Here is a 23,428-nt window from a genome sequence, read left to right as displayed (position 1 = left end):
CTGACACGCTTGCATTCATCAAGACTTCACAAGAGTTTAACGCCAATGGCAACCAAAAAAAGTTCTGCTGCTTCCAATAATCCTTCAGGTTCCCGCTCTTCGGGTTCCAGTCTGATACCCTGGCTGGGTCTGGCGGCTATCATTATTCTGCTTGATCAGGTAAGCAAGATTACGATCGACAAGGCCTTTACCTATGGTGAAACCCTGGGCATCACCTCGTTTTTCAATCTGACCCTGGCTTACAATCAAGGGGCAGCTTTCAACTTCCTGGCAGCGCAAGGCGGCTGGCAGCGTTACTTCTTTACAGCAATCGGTTTAATCGCCGCAACTTACATCACCTACCTGCTGAAGCGCCATGCAGGACAAAAACTGTTTTGCACGGCGTTGTCCCTGATCATGGGCGGGGCACTGGGCAATGTCATTGACAGGGTAATATATGGTCATGTCATCGATTTTCTGGATTTTCATTATAAGGAAATCTATCACTTTGCAGCCTTTAACATCGCTGACAGCGCGATTTGCATAGGTGCGGCATTATTCATACTTGATGAACTACGTCGTGTGAAAAAATAAGGAGTAGCACCATGAGTCTGCGACTGGCTGGTAAAAAAATCGTTCTGGGCCTGACCGGTGGCGTCGCCTGCTACAAGATTGCAGAACTGACACGGGCGCTAGGCAAGGCTGGAGCCAATGTACAGGTGGTGATGACAGAATCTGCCACTCATTTCATCACGCCGGTGACCATGCAAGCCCTGTCTGGCAATACGGTATATACCGACCAGTGGGATGCGCGCATCAATAATAATATGCCGCATATAGACCTGACGCGTGATGCTGATGCCATCGTCATCGCGCCTTGCAGTACGGATTTTATCTTCAAGCTGGCACATGGTGCCTGCAATGATTTGCTGTCAACCCTGTGTGTTGCCCGCCCGGCCAGCTTACCGCTGCTTGTCGCTCCGGCCATGAATGTGGAGATGTGGCAAAACCCTGCCACCCAACGCAATGTGCAACAGATCAGGGCAGATGGCATACACCTGCTGGGCCCGGCTGCTGGCGACCAGGCTTGTGGAGAAACCGGCATGGGCCGCATGCTGGAACCCGAGCAATTACTGACAGAAATCATCGCCTCCTTCCAGGCCAAAACGCTGGCGGGCAAGCATGTATTGATCACTGCCGGCCCTACGTTTGAACCGATAGACCCGGTACGCGGCATCACCAATCTGTCGTCCGGCAAAATGGGTTATGCGATAGCGCAGGCAGCTTGGGAAGCTGGTGCCATCGTCACTCTGGTGTCCGGCCCTACCGCGCTGGATGCACCGTATGGCGTGCGCCGCGTCGATGTGCAAACTGCCCAGCAAATGTTTGATGCGGTAGTGGCTCAACTCAGGCAGCACAAGCAGGATGTGTTTGTTGCCGTTGCCGCTGTCGCCGACTGGCGCGTTGCCAACGCCAGCACGCAGAAACTGAAAAAGACCAGTGATGGCGATGCGCCGCAACTGCAATTTGCACAAAACCCTGACATATTGGCCAGCGTCGCCGCCATGCCGAATGCGCCTTATTGCGTGGGCTTTGCCGCAGAATCAGAAAACCTTTTGCAATATGGTGCCGCCAAACGCCAGAAAAAAGACGTGCCTCTGCTGGTTGGCAATATCGGTCACCATACCTTTGGCAAGGATGAGAATGAGCTGGTACTGTTTGATGTGCACGGCCACACGACTTTGCCGCGCGCCGACAAACAAGCGCTGGCTCAACAACTGGTGGCAGAAATCGCCTTGCGTTCCAGCCTCATTTAAATCTCCCCTACCTGCTCAAAGAGCGCCCGCTCTTTGAGCATTATTTTTTCTCAATACCATGAAAAACATAGACCTGAAAATCCTCGACAGCCGCATGAAAGACATGCTGCCAGCCTACGGCACACCTGGCAGCGCCGGCCTGGACCTGCGTGCCTGCATAGATGAAGCGATTACCATACAACCCGGCCAGACAGTGTTGATCCCTACCGGTTTGGCCATCCACATCGCCGACCCAGGCTATGCCGCCATGATCCTGCCACGCAGCGGCATGGGCCATAAAAACGGTATCGTGCTGGGCAACCTGGTCGGCCTGATTGATTCTGACTACCAGGGCCAGTTGATGGTATCAACCTGGAACCGTGGCCAGTCAGAGTTCACCCTGCAACCTATGGAAAGACTGGCGCAACTGATCATCGTGCCGGTGCTGCAAGTCGGTTTTAATATCGTCGATGAATTTGGACAGAGTGAGCGTGGTGAGGGTGGGTTTGGTAGTACGGGCAAGCATTAAGAAAAGCCGTTGAAGTTCCCAAATACCTTTTATGAAGCAGTTCCTGCGTGCCTGAACAGGAACTGCTCCTTCAGCGAGTTACTGGCAATTTTAATTGTGACACCAGAGCGATAACACTGAAACTGATTATCAGTATTGCATCTGCCAGTGCGAGAGCAATCACTGCAAGAACAAAATAAATATATTGCCGTGATGAATGCACGACACCCAAAGCGGAAAGCATAGCTAAACCACCAGTCAAAACAAGGCAAACAAGCAGTCTTCCCACTCTTCGCCACGCATATACCGAGAGCGCCCATATTTGAAGCCAGCAAACTAGCAATAAAAGCGACAACTCAAGAGCCAGGGGAACAAATGGAAAAGCATGGGCGTCCGCTACCTTTCCCAAAGATAATAGATATTCATTTGGGAAAGTTCCAGCCCAGATCAATATGACTGCCACTACCAAATAAGCCATGGCCATGAACTTATAGCCTGGCAAATGCAAAGGCAGTTTAAACAAGCTCATTTTTATCGCAGGTTTTCAAGCGAGGCTGGCCAGCACCGCAACCAATTTAGCTTTCAACTCCTCATTCTTCAATTCCTGCTTCTCCACATCAAAATTTTCATGGAACGCAGGCACAGACAAACTTGCCTTCAGTTGCCCGCCAAAGAATGGAGCAGATCCTGTGGCTGCAGCCAGTACACTGGCACCACCACGTGCACCAGGAGAGGTCGAAAGCATGACCATGGGCTTGCCCTGGAACACCTTGGCATTGGCACGTGAGCACCAGTCAAACAGGTTTTTATAGGCAGCGCTGTATGAGCCATTATGCTCAGCAAAAGAAATCAGGATGGCGTCGCTGGCAGCGATCCTGTCCAGGAATGCCTGCGCCAGTGCCGGCTTGCCCAGGTCTGCTTCTTTATCTACGCTGAACAAAGGCAGTTCATAGTCATTCAAATCCAGCAATTCAACTTCAGCACCTGCGACCTGCCTGGCAGCATAAGTGACCAATTGTTTGTTGATGGATTTTTTGCTGCTGCTGGCGGCGAAGGCGAGTAATTTCATGATGATGTCCTTGTTGAAATTAAGAATCAAATTAAGTGCAAATTGGCTTGCCACATTGTAAAGCAAGATGATCAAGTGCCGATGCGATAAAACCTGGCGTACCTGGGCAAGGCTGCAATGATCAATCTGGATTAAAATGCTGATTAAATGATATTAAGCGACATCACTGTCACGCGATGCTTATTCAAACTGAATAACTGAAGCCTGAACTCTGAGCGACTTGAGTATCCTTACAAATCTTTATTGGAAATCTATCATGAGCGTCATCAGTCTGACCATACCTGCACGCAGCAAAGACCTTGGGGGTTTTACTGTCGGGCGCATTTTACCCTTCGCCAAACGGCACCTGGTTGGCCCATTCATCTTCCTGGACCACATGGGCCCAGCCCAATTCGAGGCCGGACAAGGCATGGATGTGCGTCCCCATCCTCACATAGGCCTGGCAACAGTCACTTATCTGTTTGAAGGCAGCATGTTCCATCGCGACAGCCTGGGCTCAGAACAAGAGATACTGGCTGGCGCAGTCAACTGGATGACTGCAGGACGCGGCATTACCCATTCAGAACGCAATAGCGATGCCCAACGTGCGCAGACGCGCACAGTACATGGCCTGCAAAGCTGGGTGGCCTTGCCGAAGGAATTTGAAGAAGTCGAGCCCTCGTTTCATCATCATGCGTCAGAGAGTTTGCCGGTGTTTGATATTGGCCAGGTGACACTAAAACTGATTGCCGGTTCTGCCTATGGGCACACGGCTCCCGTTAAAATTTTCAGCCCGTTGTTTTATGTAGAGGCAAAAATGCCTGCGGGTACACAGTTGCAAGTACCGGCAGAATATGCTGAACGTGCTTTGTATCTGATCTCAGGCCAGATCAGCATCAATGATGAAGCCGTTGAAGAACGCACCATGCCAGTCTTCGAAGAAGGTGCCAACGTGATCATTACAGCTACCAGCGACGCTCATCTGGTATTGCTGGGCGGCGCGAACCTGCCTGAACAGCGCTATATTTTCTGGAATTTTGTATCCACTTCAGAAGCGCGCATAGAACAGGCAAAAGCCGACTGGAAGGCTGGGCGCTTTGCCAAAGTCCCGGGCGACAATGAATTCATCCCATTACCTGAATAGGAAGCAGCATGTCAGATCAAACTATCTTTGCCCATATCATTGAAACAGACGAAAACGCTTTTGCCGTAGATATCAATGTCTCTGGCCACCTGATCAAAGGTGACGAACCATTGGATGCCGGTGGCGGTAACCTGGGCCCCGCCCCATTCGACTTATTGACTGCAGCGCTGGGGGAGTGCACGGCAATGACAGTGCGCTGGTATGCGAGCCAGCATCAATGGCCTTTGGACAAGGTTGAAGTCAAATTGACACATCACAAAGAAGGCGCGCAAGACATATTCAAGAAAGAAGTCATCCTGCATGGTGCAGATTTAACTGATGAGCAAAGAACCAGACTGGTCGCCATCGCGGCAAAGTGCCCAGTGCATAAGACCATCACCAGTTCGCCCATCATAGAAACCACTGCAGGCTGATAAGCTCAAAACAAAAGCCCGGCTCAGTTCAATCTGCGCCGGGCTTTTGTTTTGCTACTACTTTTTCATTTTTCGGCTGCGCCCCGCCGATTCACGCAGAATGGTGTAATTCCAGTCATCATCATGAGAACCTACTGAGACGCGGAACATGTCACTATCGCTTTTCAGGCGCTTGCCCAGTGCAACATGCTTCTTGCTGACATCGCTACGCTCATAGACATCAACTTCAACCTCATTTCCTTCCAGGGCGGCCTGGGACAGAACTGCGTCTATGGTTTTAGTTGTATATTCAAGGACATATGTGGGAAGTGTCAGGCCAGCCATACTTGTCTCCATCACGCAAAAATATACAAATTAATAAAAAACCCCGGCCAGGGCCGGGGCAGACAAGGGCAGGATTATTCTACTTCCACCACCTCTTGTGATGCCTCTGGTGGGGTGGCATCGCCTTCAGAAAATTCCAGTTTTATCTGGTCTTTATCGTCAAGATCAACAATCACACGTCCGCCTGTCACCAGCTTACCGAATAAGAGCTCATCCGCCAAGGCTTTGCGTATCATATCCTGTATCAAGCGCGCCATAGGTCTTGCGCCCATCAAAGGATCAAAGCCTTTTTTACCGAGGAACTTGCGCAAATTATCACTAAAGGTAGCTTCAACTTTTTTCTCATGCAATTGCTCTTCGAGCTGCATGAGGAATTTGTCGACCACACGCAAGATGATCTCTTCGTCGAGTGCGCGGAAGCTGATAATGGCATCCAGACGGTTACGGAACTCTGGCGTAAACATGCGTTTGATATCCGCCATTTCATCGCCAGCTTCTTTGCTGTCGTTGAAACCGATAGAACGTTTTTGCAAACTTTCAGCACCGGCATTGGTCGTCATGATAATGATCACATTGCGGAAATCTGCCTTGCGACCGTTGTTATCTGTTAACGTGCCATGGTCCATCACCTGCAACAAGATGTTGAAAACATCAGGATGCGCTTTTTCAATTTCATCCAGCAACAACACGGCATGTGGTTTTTTGGTGATGGCCTCAGTCATCAAACCACCCTGATCAAAGCCGACATAACCCGGAGGCGCACCAATCAGACGGCTGACGGCATGGCGCTCCATGTATTCAGACATGTCAAAGCGTATCAATTCTATACCAAGGGTGAATGCCAGTTGCTTGGCAACCTCGGTTTTGCCCACACCGGTGGGACCTGAGAACAGGAAGGAACCAATAGGCTTGTCTGTCTTGCCGAGGCCAGCACGCGCCATCTTGATCGAGGAAGCCAAGGCTTCAATCGCAGGCTCCTGGCCAAACACGACATTTTTCAGGTCGCGTTCTATGGTTTGCAGTTTGCTGCGGTCATCCTGGTTAACAGTCTGTGGCGGAATACGGGCGATTTTCGAAATGATGTCTTCGATATCGGCCTTGCCTATGGTTTTCTTTTGCTTGGACTTGGGCAAAATACGCTGCGCAGCACCAGCCTCGTCGATGACATCAATCGCCTTGTCAGGCAAATGACGGTCATTGATGAATCGTGCAGACAGCTCTGCCGCAGTCGTCAGCGCAGACGCTGAATACTTGACGTTGTGATGCTCTTCGAACTTGGCTTTCAAGCCACGCAAGATTTGTACGGTTTGTTCTACCGTTGGTTCGTTGACATCGATTTTCTGGAAACGACGTGCCAGTGCATGGTCTTTTTCAAAAACACCACGGTATTCTGTATAAGTGGTCGCACCTATGCACTTCAGTTGTCCACTGGACAAGGCTGGTTTCAAGAGATTGGACGCATCCAGCGTACCACCGGATGCAGAACCCGCACCAATGATGGTATGGATTTCATCAATGAACAAAATGCCGTTAGGCGTGTCTTTGAGCTGTTTAAGCACACCCTTGAGGCGCAACTCAAAGTCGCCACGGTATTTGGTACCTGCGAGCAAAGCCCCCATATCCAGAGAATAGACAACAGCGTTTTGCAAAATATCAGGTACATCACTTTGCGTGATGCGCCATGCCAGGCCCTCGGCAATAGCTGTTTTACCAACACCGGCTTCACCCACCAGCAAAGGATTGTTTTTGCGGCGACGGCAAAGGATCTGGATCACGCGCTCTACTTCGTTGTCGCGGCCTATCAGCGGGTCTATCTTGCCTTCAGCAGCGGCCTTGTTCAGGTTCTGGGTGAACTGATCCAGCGGATTTTCCTTGGCTTGTGCTTCGGCCTGGTTTTCTTCACCGCCTTCAGGTGATTTTGGTACTTCGTTATGGCTATCTTTACGTACGCCATGCGAAATGAAGTTGACCACATCCAGACGTGTCACGCCCTGCTGATGTAAATAATACACAGCATGCGAATCCTTTTCACCGAAGATGGCGACCAGCACATTCGCACCAGTCACCTCTTTCTTGCCATTTGAGGCAGACTGCACGTGCATGATGGCGCGCTGTATCACGCGCTGGAAACCAAGCGTAGGCTGGGTATCCACCTCATTGGTGCCAGGAACTGTAGGGGTATTATCAGTAATAAAATTACCCAGGGTTTTGCGCAAATCCTCGATATTCACTGCGCAGGCTCTTAACACCTCCGCAGCAGAAGGGTTATCCAGCAAGGCGAGCAGCAGGTGCTCTACCGTGATGAATTCATAACGAGCCTGCCTGGCCTCGACAAAAGCCATGTGCAAACTAACTTCCAGTTCTTGCGCAATCATACTTCCTCCATCACACATTGCAGGGGGTGTCCTGCCTTACGGGCGTGCGTTAAAACGAGTTCCACTTTGGTCAGCGCAATATCCTTGGAATAGACACCACATATCCCTTTGCCATCCCTGTGCACCTTGAGCATGATCTGCATGGCAGTCTCACGATCCTTATTAAAATATTCCTGAACGATCGCCACCACAAACTCCATAGGAGTGTAGTCGTCGTTGAGTAAAATTACCTGATACATGGAAGGCGGTTTTAACTTCTGCGCCTGACGTTCCAGTATCGTACCGTTTTCTTGCTTGTTTCCCATACGTATATTCTAGTACGTTGATTCATTTCAGAGACAAATAATAAGCGAATAAAACGGCTTAATTTTCTCCTTGGTCAATGTTACGCGCTTTCTGCTTTCCTCGCAGATGGTGATCAATTCCTTTAGATCAAGTTTCAATGGTAAAACTATTTCTTCACATCAAATATCAGGGTATTTTCTTGTCATTAAGTAAAAATACAACAGTACTGCAAAACTACTTGATATGTAACCAGAAGTTTCTTGACTTTAGCTTTTTTTCCGCCAAGAATGATATTTATTGACAAATAAAGTAGTAAATCGTCAATATGAAGTGAGCAGGTCAAGGGGGAGGTAGCGTAGTGCTAGGTTTCTTGCTTTTACGGCTCGTGTGATTAGTTTCTATTTGAAAGATGCATTATGGCAACAGGTACCGTCAAGTGGTTCAATGATTCCAAAGGTTTCGGCTTTATCACTCCGGATGACGGTGGTGAGGATTTGTTCGCCCACTTTTCCGCAATCCAGATGAACGGCTTCAAGACCCTGAAAGAAGGTCAAAAAGTAACGTTCGAAGTCACGCAAGGCCCTAAAGGCAAGCAAGCTTCCAACATCCAAAACCCTTAATCTCTGATTTTTTCTCAGATTCTGGTTTTTTAAAAAGCCCCGCACTGCGGGGCTTTTTTTTATTCCCCGGCAAACTCCCCCTCCCCCAGTCCGATTAAATTTTGCTTTAATTGAGTTCAAGGCTAGAGTAGATACCTTTTTCAAATGCTTTTATTAAACGCAGGCTCAGATTTCTCCCATGAAGCTCAGGCATAAAATCATATTGCTGGCTGTTGTCCCGCTGCTGCTGGCTTTTGCCGGTATTGCCATGGCGGTATTTTATCAGGCGACTTTTTTGGCAAAACAGCAAAGAAGCACGATAGAGCAAGCCTACCTGTCCAGCAAAGAAGCTGAACTCAAGCATTATGTCACCCTCGGCACTGCAGCCATTGCCCACCTTTACAATGGCAAGCAGCAAGGCCCTGCCACGCAGGAAGAAGCCAAGAAAATACTCGCGGCCCTGGATTTTGGGGATGATGGGTATTTTTACATCTACGACATGGATGGTAAAAATCTTATGCATCCCCGCCGGCCTGACCTGGTAGGCCAGGACTTGTGGAATATGACCGATCCCCAGGGCAGCCTGACCATACAAAACCTGCTCAATAAAGCCAGGGCAGGAGGCGGGGCTATCCGTTATATGTGGGAAAAACCTTCGATGCACAAGGTCATGCCCAAACTCGGCTATGTGGTGCACCTGGAAAAATGGGGCTGGATGATGGGTACGGGGATCTATCTCGACGACGTTGATACCGCCCTCAATAAAATTGATGTGCAAGTGGCAAAAAACATACAAAGCACCATGTCATGGATCGCTGGCATCGCCATTATCAGCGCCTTGCTGATTGCCCTGTCCGGCCTGGCCCTGAATATCACTGAATCGCGGCTTGCCGAAGCCAAGCTCAAGGTACTCGCACAAAGCGTGGTCAGCTCGCAGGAAGATGAGCGTGCCCGTCTGTCCCGTGACCTGCATGATGGCCTGAGTCAGCTACTGGTTTCCGTCAAGCTGCAGATCGAATCAGGTCAGGTCAAACTGCATCAGGCAGGCGCAGGCCCGGAAGCGGCAAAACTGTCATTTGCCCGTGCCACAGACCAGCTCAATGAAGCACTCAGCGAAGTCAGGCGCATCTCCCACAACCTGCGCCCTGCCCTGCTCGATGATCTGGGCCTGGTGGCCGCCTTTGAACATCTGTGCGATGAGTTTGAACATGCCAGTGGCTTGCCGGTCAGTTTTCATGCTTCTGGCGACTTCCATGCGCTCGATGAAATCGGCAACACCGTCCTGTTCAGGGTGGCACAGGAAGCCCTGACGAATATACATAAACATGCGCAGCAAGTCAGCCAGGTCAATGTGCACCTGCTCAGCGACGCTGAAAACATCAATCTCATCATCAGCGATGACGGACGCGGGTTTGATATCAAGGGTGTGGCGAACCACCCACATCGTGGCATAGGCCTGAGCAATATGCGTGAACGTCTGGCTGCGATTAATGGTAGTTTGCAATTACAATCCGATACCAGCGGCACGACTGTCACCGCCAGCATACCAAATGGAGATAACCAATGACCGAGCAGATACCGGTCCAAGCTGTACGACAAGTGCATTTGTTACTCGTCGATGATCACCCCCTGGTCAGGGACGGACTCAGGGCAAGGCTGGAGACCATCGCCAGCATCAGAATAGCCGGTGAAGCAGGTACGGCAGAAGAAGCACTGGCCATCGCTGCCAGCAAACCCATAGACCTGATACTGATGGATATTAATCTTGGCACAGGCAATGGTATCAGCCTGACTGCCCGTTTCAAGACTGAGTACCCGCACATCGCAGTCATCATGTTGTCTATGCATGAAAAAACTGAATACGTGAATCAGTCCATGCAGGCCGGCGCCCGCGCTTACGTACTCAAGGATGCGCCAGCTGTAGAAATCATAGAGGCAATTGATACCGTCATTGCCGGAGGCACGTATTTCAGTTCGGGCCTGAACCGGCAAACTGCCAGCAGTGACGCCAGCCAGATTTTGACGCAGAGAGAAAAATCCATCCTGACATGCATAGCAACTGGCAAATCGAATAAACATATTGCCAAGGAACTGGGGCTCAGCGTCAGGACGGTGGAAACCCACAGGCTCAATATCAAACGCAAACTTAACATCGAAGGCCAGGCCGACCTGATACGCTACGCCCTGAGCAATGTGATTGTTTAAAAATTCAAGGCAGTCAACTTCAACCCTGAAATCAATTAATATATGTTTCGGAACATGCCTTAGAACATGCTTTAAAAAAACAGCCAGACCAGACAATCACCCACGCCGGGCTGGCTAATTTTTATGGCCTTCTATTTCTTTCTGAACGTTGCCAATGAACGGCTGCGTTCATCCAGGTCTTGCTTTTCCATGTCCAGCAGGGCCTGTCTTTCTGCATTGATCTGCCTGACGAGACTGTTATATTGATTGACATCCTGTTCGTTGTCGAAAACCAGGGTATCACTTTCCACTTTTATTTTTCCGAATCTGCTCTCACACAGCGCCAGCACCTGCTTTTTCAATTCAAGAAAAGCCCGCAAATGTTCGTTGCGCCTTATCCTCAGTTCGAGGATATCTTCCATATTCTTTTTATTGTTGGCGATAACATCCTGCCTCTGTTGCGGCGACATGACGATTTTTTCAATGGCGTCGGTATAGCTTGCGCGCAGGCTATCGTAGCGCTTGGAGTTATTGTCAAACATGGCCTCTGCTGCAAGAATGGCCAGGTTGCTGTTTTCTATGCCCTGGCGGGAAGTCAGGGTGGCAGGTTTTAATGCATTCGCCAGGTCCAATGCCTTGAGCTCTTCCGAGAAACGCAAATTCTGTTTGATATTGGCACGCAGGTATTCGAAAGTCAGACGAGCTTCCTGATCAAAAGAGCGCTGGCCAGTAAGAGGAATACGTTCGGACAATTTGACGTTTTCGTCAATTTCTTCTTTTTCAAGCTTAATACTGATTTCCATCAATTCTGCAATTGCCTTGCGCGATTGCTGTACCCTCGCACGCATTTCATTGCCTGACCAGTTCCCCAACTCTTCCTGACGCTCCTCCCGGCTGTTATTGAGTGCATTGAGCATGCTCAGGAAGGTAGGCGAAGAGCGAAAGTCATTAACTGCCTTGCGATCAGCTGGTGACAGTTTATTGAATTCGCCGCGTGCCGCATCAAGGCTCTGGTTCATTTCAGTCCGCCAGAGACGGGTAGAAATTTTGCCAGCAGGCTTGGGTAATTCCTTCAACAGCTTTTGTGCATAATCCGATGAAATGTATTTTGCCAGCACGACAGAAATATGCTGATTAATCGCCTCGACTGTAAACGGCTGCATGTAAATTACCGGATCAAAATACAATTCAGGCTTCGTCCTGTTGTTATTTTCCAGGTCACGGCGAATAGCATTCTGTACTCCCTGGTCTATACCAAAGGTACTGACAATCTGCTGCACATCCTCAAGCGCTGCCGGATTCTTGATCGGTATTCCGGCGGCACCAGAAAACGATGCCAGAGACGACAAAAACAGCACTAACAATAATCTACACACCAACATCACTACTCCCTCATCAATAGTTTTATTTATTTTTCTTTAATCGCTCTGCTTCAAACTCAGCCAATGGCCGGTAATCTGCGTTGAGCGGACTTTTTTCAACAGATCTCTGCATGTAAACCGAGGCCTTGATCTTGTTACCGTTAATCATATTCAATTGAGCGATGTAGAAATAGGCTTCGGCCAATGCCACATCAAGCTCATCTCCTGTGCGCTTATGCACCTGATGCAATACCTGGTCTTCCGACTTCCCGCCTGCATAAGTGGCTGACAACATGTCACTGAGCCAGTCATCACTGCCATCCAAGGTGTTATTGACATTGGATGACAGATTTTGCCGCCTGAGTGCCAGTTGGCGCATGATGCTGGCGCGCAATTTGGCCTGGCTGCCACTGCCTTGCTCTATCGCCAAAGCAAAACTATCTGCAGCCTCCCGCCATTTACCCAGGGCAAACAAGGACATGCCGCGTGACATGTAAAGCCTGCTATCAGCAGCCCCAAGAGACAACAGGCGCGCGCTGTCTGCTTCACTGTTTTTAAAGTCTCCTATCGCATAATAAGCATTTGAACGGCAGCGTATATATTCCTGGCTATCCGGGGCATCCTTTCTGGCTACCTGCAGATCTGCCAGGGCATCGGACTTGCGCCCCATACGCGCATAGGCCAGGCTGCGTTCACAGAGTGCAAGCGCAGGAATACTGCCGCTGGCACGCGCTTCATTGATCAGGCTGGATTTGTTGCGTATTTCCTCTTCCAGTTGCTCCCTGACCTTCTGCTTGATTGGCACGTCAGGCAAGTCACGGGCAGCAGCTTCACGCAAGTCTGTCTTGCGTATCTGTATGCTACCTTCCAGCATGACACCGACTTTGCGGGTATTCGCCATGAAATCAACCACGTCCTGCGGCGCTATCCTGTCTTTCAGGCTGTGCAACTCGACGCTGGCCTTGAATACATTCTGTTTGAAAGTCAAAGTTTCACTTGCCTTGAATGCCGGGTCATCAATATTTGTAATCGAAGGCGTGTAGTTCGCATTGACCTCTTCTGGCAATCTGGCTTCCAGTTCATAGCGTATCAGCGGCGGATGTGTCGGCACGATCAGGGCTTGCTTGCGTTTGGGATTTTCAGGAATATAAAAACGCTCACGCATATTTGATGCCTGATAGCGCAGCTGCCATCCAGAAGCATTCTTGACCAGCAAGCCAGGTATCTGGAATTTCAATTCAATATTGACAGTATTGGCCTGGCGGTTGTCAGCAACAGTTGGGCCTGACTTGAGCTCGGCATCAGGATAGCGTCTCAACACTGAGGCGACGTAGGCATTTTTCAATTGCTCCCTGGTTTGCCGTGCCAGGTAAGAACGCACCTGCTCAGCTTCTATGCCTGAATACTGATGCGTAACCTGAAACTCGGCCACGCCATCCATTTTATCCAGGCGTATTTTTTCCAGACGCCCATTGACGGTCGCCGTGCCCTCTTCATTTTTGGGGACCGTGGCAAGTTCAAAACTATCCTTGTTAATCACCAGTACTTCAGCACCGGCATGTACCTGTCCCATATTGGCAAGCGGTCCGTACTGGGCGGCCCTGGTCGGGTCAAGGTAATAGACTTTGCCATTGACCCTGACCCTGACGATCGCATGATCAAATGCCAAAGGAGAAGGCAGCATTTTTCCTGGCATTGCTGGATTGGATGCAGAAATCAGAACCGGAGCTGCCTCTATCCCCAACTTGCGCAAAATCGTTGATAACAGCAAAGACTTGTCCTTGCAATCGCCGTAACGGCGGGCCAGCACCACGTCTGGCGGGAAAGGCTTGTGAGAATTCTCGCCTATGGAAATCGACAGATAGCGTATCTCATTCTGTACATAAGCCAACGCTTGCTGCACAGTCTGGTCTGAGTTACCCGCCCCACGCAGGCCCGCCACGACTTTATCGAGTTCGGCACTATTGGTGCTGACGTCAAACAGGTTTTGCGCCCATTGATTGACTTGCTGCCATTGTGAAAACTCTGAAAACTGTATGACCCTGAACTGGAATATGTCGTGCGGCACATAGGGCTCAAACTCTATTGCCTTGATCTGATCCGCAGTAAATGTAATGATCTTGCGGCCCGCCAGTTGCTCTTCCCTGGTTTGGATATTGCCACTGCCCTGGCCAAGAATGCGGTATTTGACCGGCCTGCTGGCTGGTGTGTTCAGGCGTATGCGCTTGCGCAAAATCGGGTAACTGTTATCCCACACCAGGGTCGAGAAGAAATGACCATCAAAAACCGGATTCTGCCCTGTCGTTGAATACGCTATATCGACAATATCGCCTATGCGGATGTCATCAATCACAATCGACGCGGTAACTGAACCTGTGAAAATGCCGGAATCAAGTTCACTTTCCATCTGCAAATAACGGATATCAGCGGTAGTGGTTTTGTCAAATACCTGACTACCCCGTATGACCCGGATGCTGTGCAAACCCACTCTTTGATATTCGGGATGAAATGGAATCTCAATCCGGCCCACCTGCGTCAGCATGGAGGCTTCATTTGCCTGCATCATGCGATGCACATAAGTGCTTGCCTGCTTGTCTACATAGGTCTGGACATCGGACAGGCGAACCACCAGTGGCGCGGCATTACTGGTATTTGCCACCTGGCTTCCATTATCCAACTCTACCCATGAGGGCACTGGTTCACCGCGCGTCAGATTTTTTTCAAAGCGCTGGGACTCCTGCGGCCTGCCACCAGTCTGCGCTTCGGTTTGCACCGTAGAAGCATGACTGCACAGGGCCAGCAAACAGAGGCACAGTACAGAAGCTGTACTCTTGAAGGATAGAGAAGATTTTTTATTCAGCCCGGTCAGTTTGAGCAGGGCGGGTGTCATGAATGGCGTCATAAGTATGCAAGGAATGGTCACTCACTTGAAATTCATGATCAAGAAAAGTGAGTAACATTCTGCCGTCACAAGCCATGGGAATACAGACCGGAGTGGTCTCACACGGATCCCGAAGCTTTGATCCAACAAACTGTACCTGCCTTGAAAATCAACTTCGAGATTTGTTTTTCAACTTAATTCTATCAGAATGGCATGTCTTTTTGGCTAAAAACCGCTAGAAGAAATCTTCATTAAGTCTCGCGCTCTGGGTACAGATAACGACAAAAAAGCCCCCTGTCGCAAAACAGGGGGCTCTGACTGCGCCTTGCATGTCTGGCCGGATCTCTCCAACCAAAAAGCAATGCTCAGATTTACATGTTTTCTATCATGACATCGCCGAAGCCGGAGCAAGACACTTGTGTCGCGCCTTCCATCAAACGGGCGAAATCATAAGTCACTTTCTTGGCAGTGATGGCTTTTTCTGTAGAGCTGATCAACAGGTCAGCTGCTTCTACCCAGCCCATGTGACGCAACATCATTTCTGCAGACAAGATCAGGGAACCTGGGTTCACATAATCTTTACCGGCATACTTAGGTGCTGTACCGTGAGTTGCTTCAAACATCGCGATAGAGTCAGACAAGTTTGCACCTGGAGCAATACCGATACCACCAACCTGAGCAGCCAGAGCGTCAGAGATATAGTCGCCGTTCAGGTTCAGTGTAGCGATAACACTGTATTCTGCTGGACGCAACAGGATTTGCTGCAGGAACGCATCAGCGATGGAATCTTTAACAGTGATTTCTTTACCTGTTTTTGGATTCTTGAATTTGCACCATGGGCCGCCGTCGATCAGCTCAGCACCGAATTCTTTTTGCGCCAGAGCATATGCCCAATCACGGAAGCCACCTTCGGTGTACTTCATGATGTTGCCTTTGTGAACGATAGTCACAGATGGCTTGTCATTATCGATAGCGTACTGGATCGCTTTGCGTACCAGACGCTCTGTACCTTCACGGGATACTGGCTTGACGCCGATACCGGAAGTTTCTGGGAAACGGATTTTCTTAACGCCCATTTCTTCTGTCAGGAACTTGATCAGTTTTTTAACTTGATCAGAGCCTTCAGCGAATTCGATACCAGCATAGATATCTTCAGAGTTTTCACGGAAGATGACCATGTCTGTTTTTTCTGGCTCACGCACTGGGGATGGCACGCCTTTGAAATAACGCACTGGACGCAGGCAGACATACAGGTCGAGCTCTTGACGCAGGGCCACGTTCAGGGAACGGATGCCGCCGCCAACTGGTGTCGTCAATGGGCCTTTGATGGAAACTACGTAGTCTTTCAAGACTTTCAGTGTTTCTTCTGGCAGCCATACATCAGGGCCATATACTTTAGTGGATTTTTCACCAGCATAGATTTCCATCCAGCTGATTTTGCGTTTGCCTGCATAGGCTTTCGCTACGGCCGCATCAACGACCTTGATCATGACCGGGCTGATATCAACGCCAGTACCATCGCCTTCGATGAATGGGATGATAGGATTGTCAGGAACATTCAGCGAAAAATCAGCATTGACGGTAATTTGTTTACCTTCAGCAGGTACTTGAATATGTTGATACATCGTTTTCTCCGTAGTTGGGCGATCAAGCGGGTCACGCTTTTCTCATCATTTGCCTTGTGAGCATATATTTTATAGAGCAATCACTCTTCTATAAGACACAAGACCATCTTTTCGTATTATGCACTACTATTTTACCGTATGCCATCAGTTTGTCAGCTTTGCTGGCGTCACGGCGACTTCGGTTTTCACGTACTGCCCTGTTTGAAAATACAAAATGACAAGCTCAGTAGCCATCTCATTGAGCCAGATGCAAAGCCGTTGGTGTAGAAGAAATAATTTTCACATCTACCCATGCCCGAATGAGCAGCCTATGCAGCAGTGCGCAATCATGCAAGTACATTTTACGGTTACCATATTGCCATGAAACTGATTTTACTCAACAAACCATTTAATGTGATGTGCCAGTTCTCGGCGCACCCCAGCCGCCCTACCCTGGCTGACTATGTCAACATCCCGCATATATACCCAGCTGGCCGGCTAGATGCAGATAGTGAGGGACTGATATTACTGACTGATGACGGCCAGCTACAAAACCGCATCAGCCATCCCGATCACAAACAGCCAAAAACCTATCTGGTACAAGTCGAGGGCACGCCCACGCGCGAAGCACTGGAAAAACTGCGCCAGCCTCTGGACCTTGGCGATTTTGTGACCCAGCCTTGCGTCGTCAAACATATATATCAACCGGAATGGCTATGGCCACGTAATCCGCCTGTACGTGAAAGGGCGAATATACCTACCAGCTGGTTAAGCCTGACTTTATCGGAAGGAAAAAATCGTCAGGTCAGGCGCATGACGGCAGCGGTTGGTTTGCCAACCTTGCGCCTGGTGCGTATCAGCATAGGCGGTTTTTCACTGGAAACCCACCCATTAATGCCCGGCGAATGGCAAGAAGTTAAAATTTAAATAATGTTTGCACAGAAATTCAGAAAAAAATCCATAAACGTTATAAATTAATTAGAATTCCTGTCAACGCCCGATTCATCGGTAACGTTATTAACCTTGATTCAATTGAATCACTCTTAACCAATACTTTATGAAGGACACCAAAATGAAAAAATTGATCGCCGCTCTGGTCGTAGGTCTGTTTGCTTCTACTGCTTTCGCCCAAGCATCTGCTCCTTCAGCAAAAGCATCAGCTCCAGCCGCTTCGGCTGCTGCAGCTGCATCTACAGATGCTTCCAAGCCAGCTAAAAAAGCGAAGAAAGCTAAAAAAGCTAAAGCAGCATCTGCATCCGCTTCTGCATCCATGTAATTTCTGTCGTTTTTCAGTACAGAAGCAAGGCAGGCTTACCCCTGCCTTTTTTTGCGGCTGAAACTTTCCCGCCAATTAGAACAACTCAGGAAAATAGAGAGGGGGAACGCATGCCGGAAGCAAAAAAAGCAAAAGCCGCAATAAATTGCGGCTTTTTTTCACTTCAGGCGATCAGCATAACCGCTGATCTTACAGCTTTAGAAGCAGGCTTGAATTAAGCCAGTGCTTTCAAAGCAGATGCCAGACGGCTCTTATGGCGAGCTGCCTTGTTTTTGTGAATGATTTTCTTGTCAGCGATACGGTCGATAACCGATACGGAGCTTTGGAAAATTGTTGCAGCAGCAGCTTTGTCACCAGCTTCAATTGCTTTACGAACAGCTTTGATCGCTGTGCGCAGCGTAGAGCGCTGGCTGGAGTTGTGTGCATTCAGTTTAACTGCTTGACGAGCACGTTTGCGTGCTTGTGCGGTATTTGCCATGAGATTTCCTAAACGTGGTCAAAGCGACGAGGTCAAAACATTTGATTTAAATGCCACGCCGCAAAAATTCTATACAGCTTTGCAGTATAACCGGATTTATTTTTGATAGCAAGCTTTCCTGTCGATTCTTGCAACAGGCAGGCATATTTCCGCTATTTCAGGGGATTTTACGCAACTGTCATGCTTAAAATCTGCACGACTGTATCTATGCGCCTGCGTGTGGGGATGCAAAACTAGGCACTGCTCAGATTTTACTACCAATGCCATTTCTCTATCCACATCACAATCCACCATCACAAGGATGAACATGCACTGCAACGCTATTACTTTAAAGGGGAAACACGTCACTCTGGAGCCGCTGGAACAGCATCATCTGGCTGATATCCAGGCCGCCGCCGCAGATGGTGAATTATGGAAGCTGTTTTTTACCTCAGTCCCCTCCCCCGATAATACCCAGAACTGGCTCAATATCGCCCTGGGCATGCAACAGCAGCAAAAAGCCGTTCCTTTTGTCGTCCGTGAAAATGCGACTGGCCAGATAGTCGGTGCCACCAGATACTGTAATATGGACATCAATAACAAACGTCTGGAAATAGGCTACACCTGGTATGCGCAGCGGGTACAGCGCAGCCCGGTAAATACCGAGTGCAAATTGCTGTTGCTGGGTCATGCCTTTGAAGAGTTTGGCTGTATAGCTGTCGAGTTTCGTACTGACTGGTTTAACCGCCGCTCACAGGCAGCGATAGAACGCCTGGGTGCGAAGCGTGATGCCGTCCTGCGCAATCACATGATTTTGCCTGATGGCCGCATCCGTGATACGGTGGTATACAGTATCCTGCATTCTGAATGGGCGGGCGTGAAAAAGAATTTGCAATATATGCAATCCAAATATGAATAAATAGTAGGGAGACTGACCAGTGCTGATCGATTTTTTCTTTACCCTGAAAGACGCCAAGATCCCGGTATCCATCAAGGAATTCCTGATGCTGCTGGAGGCCATGGAAAAAGGCTTGATCAGCATGTCACTCGACGACTTTTATTTCCTTGCGCGCACCATCATGGTCAAGGATGAAGCGCATTACGACAAGTTCGACAAAGCCTTTGGCCTGTACTTCAAGGGCATAGACACGATATTTGAAAAGCGCCCCGACATCCCACTGGACTGGCTCATGAAACGCATGGAGCGTGATTTGACCGACGAGCAAAAAGCCGCCATCGAGAAATTTGGCTACGACAAGCTGATGGACAGGTTGCAGGAATTGCTCAAAGAACAAAAAGAACGCCACGAAGGTGGCAGCAAATGGATAGGCACAGGGGGCACCTCCCCCTTTGGCAATGGTGGCACTAATCCAGAGGGCATACGCATAGGTGGCAAAGGCGGTGGCCGCAGCGCCGTCAAGGTGTGGGAGGCTCGCGCCTTCCGCGACTATGACGCTGAACGCGAACTCGGCACCCGCAATATCAAGGTCGCCCTGCGCCGCCTGCGCAAATTCGCCCGCCAGGGTGCAGAAGAAGAACTGGCACTCGATGCGACGATCAAAGCCACGGCCAACAATGCTGGTTACCTCGACATCAAGATGCAGCCTGAGCGCAAGAACAATATCAAAGTACTCATGTTGCTGGATGTGGGCGGCACCATGGACGACCACATCGCCCAGACTGAAGAATTATTCTCTGCCGCCAAGACAGAATTCAAGAATATGGAGTTCTTTTATTTCCACAATTGCGTGTATGACTATTTGTGGAAAAACAACCGCCGTCGCCATGCAGAAAAATTCCCGACCTGGGATGTCTTGCGCAAATACACGCCTGACACCAAGGTCATCTTCGTCGGTGATGCGACCATGAGCCCCTACGAAATTCTGCAGGCTGGTGGCTCTGTCGAATACAACAATGAAGAAGCTGGCGCGACCTGGTTGCAGCGCTTTACCTCTGCCTTCCCCAAATACATCTGGCTCAACCCTGAACCTGAAGGCTTGTGGCAATACCGGCAGTCTATATCAGTGATCAGGCAGATCATGAGTAACAGGATGTTCCCTGTGACGATAGAAGGTCTGGAGCGGGGAATGAGGTTATTAAGCAAGTAACAGTAGATCAAGAAACAAACTTTGTCAGGCTGCACTGGCAAAGTTTGTTTTTATCGGCTGGTAGAGATGCGTTTAAGTCAAGGACAAGAGCGGGTATTGCGCTACCTTCAGCGCAACTGCAAAAACTTTTGTATCGTCGACAGAACCTGCTTTCTCGACAATGGCTTGGTTAAAAAGCCTTCACACCCTGCCTGTTGCGCATTTGCAACTTTATAATTAAAACTCTTATCGACCAAAAAGATCACCGTCGTCCTGCGGTCGGTATTTTGCTTTTTCAGCTCAGCACACAGGCGATAGGGGTCAATATCTGGCGTAGAAGAATTAATCATCGTCATTGCATGACGATTGTTCTTATCCAGCATCAGGGCACTACGTTCATCTGTTGCCAGTGTCACGGTGATGCCATATTTATCCATGATCATGGCAACATACTCGCGAAAGCGCATGTCCTTGTCGACGATCATGATGCCACCCTTGGGTACGCTGGGCCTGCGCATCTTTTGGTATTCGCTGGGATCGGTCAGGTCGAGATCAAGACGTTCGCGGCGACGGCGCTCAGGCACGGCCACTTCACCAAAGGCGCTCAGCGTGGTCAGCAGGAGCTGGCGGCGGTCTATCAATTCATCGAGGACGTCAAACAATTTACGCCAGCGTATAGGACGCGGCATGGACTGATAATGTAAATTGACTTCTGTCTTACCTATGAGCAATACTGGTTGTGCCCCACCGAGGTTAAGGTCAGACAGGGTCGCCAGGGCTTTTAAATCTTCTGCGTTGACAATATGAATGTCAGGATCTTGTAAACTACCGGTCTTTAAAACCAGATAGCGATAACCCTTCTCGCGGAGAACAGCGAGAACGGTTGAGAAGGTTTCTTCCTCTTTTGGAGAAAATCCAAGCAGTCGGATCGCGATCGTTGGAGTTTTTGTTGGCATCGTTTTTCCATCTTACACATTGCAGCTTCGATCATTGCAGCTACAATAGCTGCAAAAACGCTGCAAGAATACAGCTTAATTCTGCCAGCCTCACAAAAAAATTGCAAAACATCATCAAAAAATTAACCAAAACAACAGATTTTCATTCGCATGGCCACTAAAAAAAATACTTCTCCGTCAGACTATAGCGAATCATCCATCCGAGTACTTAAAGGCCTGGAGCCGGTCAAACAAAGACCGGGGATGTATACCCGCACCGAAAACCCGCTGCATATCATTCAGGAAGTCATCGACAATGCCTCGGATGAAGCCCTGGGCGGACATTGCAAGAACATCCTGGTCACCATCAATGCCGATAACAGTATCAGTGTAGAAGATGATGGCCGTGGTATTCCAGTCGGTTTGCACCCTGAAGAAGGCGTGCCTACCGTGGAAATAGTATTCACCCGCCTGCATGCTGGCGGCAAATTCGACAAAGGTTCTGGCGGTGCCTACGCATTCTCCGGCGGTTTGCATGGCGTCGGCGTGTCGGTCACCAATGCCCTGTCAAAACGCCTGGAAATCACGGTCTGGCGTGAAGCAGGTTTGCACAACCTGACTTTTGCCAATGGCGACGTGATAGAACCACTGCGTAGCCAGCCACTGGCGCGCGGAGACAAAAAGAGCGGTACGCGTGTCACGATCTGGCCAGACGCCAAGTATTTTGACAGCGCCAACATCCCGCAAGGTGAATTACAGCGCCTGTTGCGCTCCAAGGCAGTGTTATTGCCTGGCGTCAAGGTGACACTGACCCATGCAAAGACAGGCGAAAGCCAGACCTGGCAATATGATCAGGGCCTGCGTGGTTACCTGACCGAGGCGCTGGCACAATCCTCTCACGGTGAACCACTGATCCCTCTGTTTGAAGGTGAGCAGTTTGCCACCTCGGAAAGTGAAGGCTTTGCCGAGGGCGAAGGTGCATCCTGGGTAGTAGCATGGACAGAAGAAGGCAATGTCGTCCGCGAATCCTATGTCAACCTCATCCCTACACCCGCAGGTGGTACGCATGAATCCGGCTTGCGCGAAGGCCTGTTTGGTGCAGTGAAGAGCTTCGCCGAGATGCACTCCCTGCTACCCAAAGGCGTCAAGCTGCTGCCAGAAGACGTTTTCGCCCGAGTCTCCTTTGTCTTGTCTGCTAAGGTACTGGACCCACAATTCCAGGGCCAGATCAAGGAAAGACTGAATTCACGCGATGCCGTGCGCCTGGTGTCCTCCTTCGCCAAACCACCGCTGGAGCTGTGGTTGAATTCGCATGTGGAATATGGCAAGAAACTGGCTGAGCTGGTCATCAAGCAAGCGCAATCGCGCCTGCGCTCGGCACAGAAAGTGGAAAAGAAAAAATCCTCAGGCGTGGCTGTCTTGCCAGGCAAACTGACGGATTGCGAATCCAACGACACCGACCGCAATGAAATCTTCCTGGTCGAGGGTGATTCTGCCGGTGGTTCTGCCAAAATGGGGCGCGACAAGGAATTCCAGGCGATCTTGCCATTGCGCGGCAAGGTGCTGAACTCATGGGAATCTGAGCGCGACCGCCTGTTTGCCAACAATGAAATTCATGACATCGCCGTTGCCATAGGTGTTGATCCGCATGGAATAAATGAGATCGTTGACTTTAGCAATCTGCGCTACGGCAAAATTTGCATACTCTCTGATGCGGACGTCGATGGCTCTCACATCCAGGTCTTGTTGCTGACGCTGTTCTTCCGCCATTTCCCGCAATTGATTGCGCGTGGTCATATCTGCGTGGCACGTCCACCGCTGTTCCGCGTCGATGCACCTGCACGTGGCAAGAAACCGGCACAGAAAATCTACGCACTGGATCAAGGCGAACTTATCGCTATCGAAGACAAATTGCGTAAGGATGGTGTCAAGGATGGCGCCTGGGCAATTTCCCGCTTCAAGGGCCTGGGTGAAATGAATGCCAGCCAATTATGGGAAACCACCATGAACCCGGATACACGCCGCCTGCTGCCAGTTTCTCTTGGTGAGTTTGATCAGGTCTTTTCTGAAGGCCGTTTCAATATGCTGATGGGCAAAGGCGAAGCCGCCGCCCGCCGTGCCTGGATAGAAGAACACGGCAACGCCGTTGAAGCTGACATCTAAGATATCTGA

The 23,428-nt window shown here is 49.7% G+C and carries 23 protein-coding genes; 12 read left to right on the top strand and 11 right to left on the bottom strand.

What is annotated here, in order from left to right:
• The first annotated feature begins 45 nt into the window (after positions 1 to 45).
• Genes lspA through dut form a run of 3 tightly spaced genes read left to right on the top strand, consistent with a single transcriptional unit; the run spans position 46 to position 2,304 of the window.
• The gene (gene lspA, locus UNDYM_RS09005) at positions 46 to 573 is read left to right on the top strand and encodes a signal peptidase II (RefSeq protein WP_162040756.1); all 528 of its coding nucleotides are present in this window, start codon (positions 46 to 48) and stop codon (positions 571 to 573) included.
• A 17-nt stretch (positions 574 to 590) separates the two neighbouring features.
• Entirely contained in the window at positions 591 to 1,796 is a 1,206-nt protein-coding gene (gene coaBC, locus UNDYM_RS09000; RefSeq protein WP_162044525.1) for a bifunctional phosphopantothenoylcysteine decarboxylase/phosphopantothenate--cysteine ligase CoaBC, read from the top strand.
• 58 nt (positions 1,797 to 1,854) lie between these two features.
• The gene (dut, locus tag UNDYM_RS08995; protein WP_162040755.1) at positions 1,855 to 2,304 is read left to right on the top strand and encodes a dUTP diphosphatase; all 450 of its coding nucleotides are present in this window, start codon (positions 1,855 to 1,857) and stop codon (positions 2,302 to 2,304) included.
• A 70-nt stretch (positions 2,305 to 2,374) separates the two neighbouring features.
• On the opposite strand, the gene UNDYM_RS08990 is transcribed toward dut, so the two are convergent.
• Both UNDYM_RS08990 and UNDYM_RS08985 read right to left on the bottom strand, forming a co-directional pair.
• Positions 2,375 to 2,812, bottom strand: a complete 438-nt coding sequence (locus tag UNDYM_RS08990) for a hypothetical protein (protein WP_162040754.1) — start codon at positions 2,810 to 2,812, stop codon at positions 2,375 to 2,377.
• A gap of 15 nt (positions 2,813 to 2,827) precedes the next feature.
• Positions 2,828 to 3,352, bottom strand: a complete 525-nt coding sequence (locus tag UNDYM_RS08985; RefSeq protein ID WP_162040753.1) for an NADPH-dependent FMN reductase — start codon at positions 3,350 to 3,352, stop codon at positions 2,828 to 2,830.
• A 256-nt stretch (positions 3,353 to 3,608) separates the two neighbouring features.
• On the opposite strand from UNDYM_RS08985, the gene UNDYM_RS08980 reads away from it, so the two are divergent.
• Positions 3,609 to 4,475, top strand: coding sequence for a pirin family protein (locus UNDYM_RS08980; protein ID WP_162040752.1), 867 nt, complete (start codon positions 3,609 to 3,611; stop codon positions 4,473 to 4,475).
• 8 nt (positions 4,476 to 4,483) lie between these two features.
• Positions 4,484 to 4,888: an OsmC family protein gene (locus tag UNDYM_RS08975; RefSeq protein ID WP_162040751.1), complete on the top strand. Its 405-nt coding sequence runs from the start codon at positions 4,484 to 4,486 to the stop codon at positions 4,886 to 4,888.
• Between the two features lie 57 nt (positions 4,889 to 4,945).
• On the opposite strand, the gene UNDYM_RS08970 is transcribed toward UNDYM_RS08975, so the two are convergent.
• From UNDYM_RS08970 to clpS, 3 genes are all read right to left on the bottom strand, one after another.
• The gene (locus UNDYM_RS08970) at positions 4,946 to 5,212 is read right to left on the bottom strand and encodes a hypothetical protein (protein WP_162040750.1); all 267 of its coding nucleotides are present in this window, start codon (positions 5,210 to 5,212) and stop codon (positions 4,946 to 4,948) included.
• Positions 5,213 to 5,286: 74 nt separating this feature from the next.
• Entirely contained in the window at positions 5,287 to 7,587 is a 2,301-nt protein-coding gene (clpA, locus tag UNDYM_RS08965) for an ATP-dependent Clp protease ATP-binding subunit ClpA (RefSeq protein WP_162040749.1), read from the bottom strand.
• On the bottom strand, positions 7,584 to 7,892 hold the full coding sequence (gene clpS / locus UNDYM_RS08960; protein ID WP_110257372.1) for an ATP-dependent Clp protease adapter ClpS: 309 nt from the start codon (positions 7,890 to 7,892) through the stop codon (positions 7,584 to 7,586). The genes clpA and clpS overlap by 4 nt, the downstream gene beginning before the upstream one ends.
• 396 nt (positions 7,893 to 8,288) lie before the next feature.
• Between clpS and UNDYM_RS08955 the strand changes: the two genes are divergently transcribed.
• The 3 genes from UNDYM_RS08955 (at position 8,289) to UNDYM_RS08945 (ending at position 10,676) form a co-directional block, all read left to right on the top strand.
• Entirely contained in the window at positions 8,289 to 8,492 is a 204-nt protein-coding gene (locus tag UNDYM_RS08955) for a cold-shock protein (RefSeq protein ID WP_162021162.1), read from the top strand.
• Between the two features lie 178 nt (positions 8,493 to 8,670).
• Positions 8,671 to 10,038, top strand: coding sequence for a cache domain-containing protein (locus UNDYM_RS08950; RefSeq protein WP_162040748.1), 1,368 nt, complete (start codon positions 8,671 to 8,673; stop codon positions 10,036 to 10,038).
• Positions 10,035 to 10,676 (top strand): response regulator transcription factor, encoded by a 642-nt coding sequence (locus UNDYM_RS08945; protein ID WP_162040747.1) that lies wholly within the window; start codon positions 10,035 to 10,037, stop codon positions 10,674 to 10,676. The genes UNDYM_RS08950 and UNDYM_RS08945 overlap by 4 nt, the downstream gene beginning before the upstream one ends.
• A gap of 131 nt (positions 10,677 to 10,807) precedes the next feature.
• Here the strand turns inward: UNDYM_RS08945 and UNDYM_RS08940 are convergent, their stop codons facing one another.
• The 3 genes from UNDYM_RS08940 to icd all read right to left on the bottom strand — a co-directional run bounded on the left by UNDYM_RS08940 (position 10,808) and on the right by icd (position 16,522).
• On the bottom strand, positions 10,808 to 12,037 hold the full coding sequence (locus UNDYM_RS08940) for a hypothetical protein (RefSeq protein WP_162040746.1): 1,230 nt from the start codon (positions 12,035 to 12,037) through the stop codon (positions 10,808 to 10,810).
• A 22-nt stretch (positions 12,038 to 12,059) separates the two neighbouring features.
• Positions 12,060 to 14,918, bottom strand: a complete 2,859-nt coding sequence (locus UNDYM_RS08935) for a DUF3857 domain-containing transglutaminase family protein (RefSeq protein ID WP_162040745.1) — start codon at positions 14,916 to 14,918, stop codon at positions 12,060 to 12,062.
• Between the two features lie 350 nt (positions 14,919 to 15,268).
• Positions 15,269 to 16,522, bottom strand: coding sequence for an NADP-dependent isocitrate dehydrogenase (gene icd / locus UNDYM_RS08930; protein WP_162040744.1), 1,254 nt, complete (start codon positions 16,520 to 16,522; stop codon positions 15,269 to 15,271).
• 360 nt (positions 16,523 to 16,882) lie between these two features.
• Here icd and UNDYM_RS08925 point away from each other — a divergent pair, with 360 nt between their 5' ends.
• Positions 16,883 to 17,428: a pseudouridine synthase gene (locus tag UNDYM_RS08925; RefSeq protein WP_162040743.1), complete on the top strand. Its 546-nt coding sequence runs from the start codon at positions 16,883 to 16,885 to the stop codon at positions 17,426 to 17,428.
• A 90-nt stretch (positions 17,429 to 17,518) separates the two neighbouring features.
• Here UNDYM_RS08925 and UNDYM_RS31335 read toward each other — a convergent pair whose 3' ends face one another.
• Both UNDYM_RS31335 and rpsT read right to left on the bottom strand, forming a co-directional pair.
• Positions 17,519 to 17,773, bottom strand: coding sequence for a hypothetical protein (locus UNDYM_RS31335; RefSeq protein ID WP_162040742.1), 255 nt, complete (start codon positions 17,771 to 17,773; stop codon positions 17,519 to 17,521).
• A gap of 218 nt (positions 17,774 to 17,991) precedes the next feature.
• Positions 17,992 to 18,255 (bottom strand): 30S ribosomal protein S20, encoded by a 264-nt coding sequence (gene rpsT / locus UNDYM_RS08915; RefSeq protein ID WP_162040741.1) that lies wholly within the window; start codon positions 18,253 to 18,255, stop codon positions 17,992 to 17,994.
• Positions 18,256 to 18,556: 301 nt separating this feature from the next.
• On the opposite strand from rpsT, the gene UNDYM_RS08910 reads away from it, so the two are divergent.
• Together UNDYM_RS08910 and UNDYM_RS08905 are read left to right on the top strand one after the other, a co-directional pair.
• Positions 18,557 to 19,153 carry a GNAT family N-acetyltransferase gene (locus UNDYM_RS08910; RefSeq protein ID WP_162040740.1) on the top strand — a complete coding sequence of 199 codons (597 nt, stop codon included), beginning with the start codon at positions 18,557 to 18,559 and terminating at the stop codon, positions 19,151 to 19,153.
• A 19-nt stretch (positions 19,154 to 19,172) separates the two neighbouring features.
• The gene (locus tag UNDYM_RS08905; RefSeq protein ID WP_162040739.1) at positions 19,173 to 20,342 is read left to right on the top strand and encodes a VWA domain-containing protein; all 1,170 of its coding nucleotides are present in this window, start codon (positions 19,173 to 19,175) and stop codon (positions 20,340 to 20,342) included.
• A 107-nt stretch (positions 20,343 to 20,449) separates the two neighbouring features.
• Here the strand turns inward: UNDYM_RS08905 and UNDYM_RS08900 are convergent, their stop codons facing one another.
• Positions 20,450 to 21,277, bottom strand: a complete 828-nt coding sequence (locus UNDYM_RS08900) for a response regulator (RefSeq protein ID WP_162040738.1) — start codon at positions 21,275 to 21,277, stop codon at positions 20,450 to 20,452.
• Between the two features lie 150 nt (positions 21,278 to 21,427).
• Here UNDYM_RS08900 and UNDYM_RS08895 point away from each other — a divergent pair, with 150 nt between their 5' ends.
• Positions 21,428 to 23,419, top strand: coding sequence for a DNA topoisomerase IV subunit B (locus tag UNDYM_RS08895; RefSeq protein ID WP_162040737.1), 1,992 nt, complete (start codon positions 21,428 to 21,430; stop codon positions 23,417 to 23,419).
• Positions 23,420 to 23,428: the final 9 nt, after the last annotated feature.

Source organism: Undibacterium sp. YM2 (genome assembly GCF_009937975.1).
Lineage (GTDB): Bacteria > Pseudomonadota > Gammaproteobacteria > Burkholderiales > Burkholderiaceae_D > Undibacterium.
The sequence above is the reverse complement of the archived record's forward strand: the minus strand, read 5'-3'. Positions and strand labels throughout refer to the sequence as shown.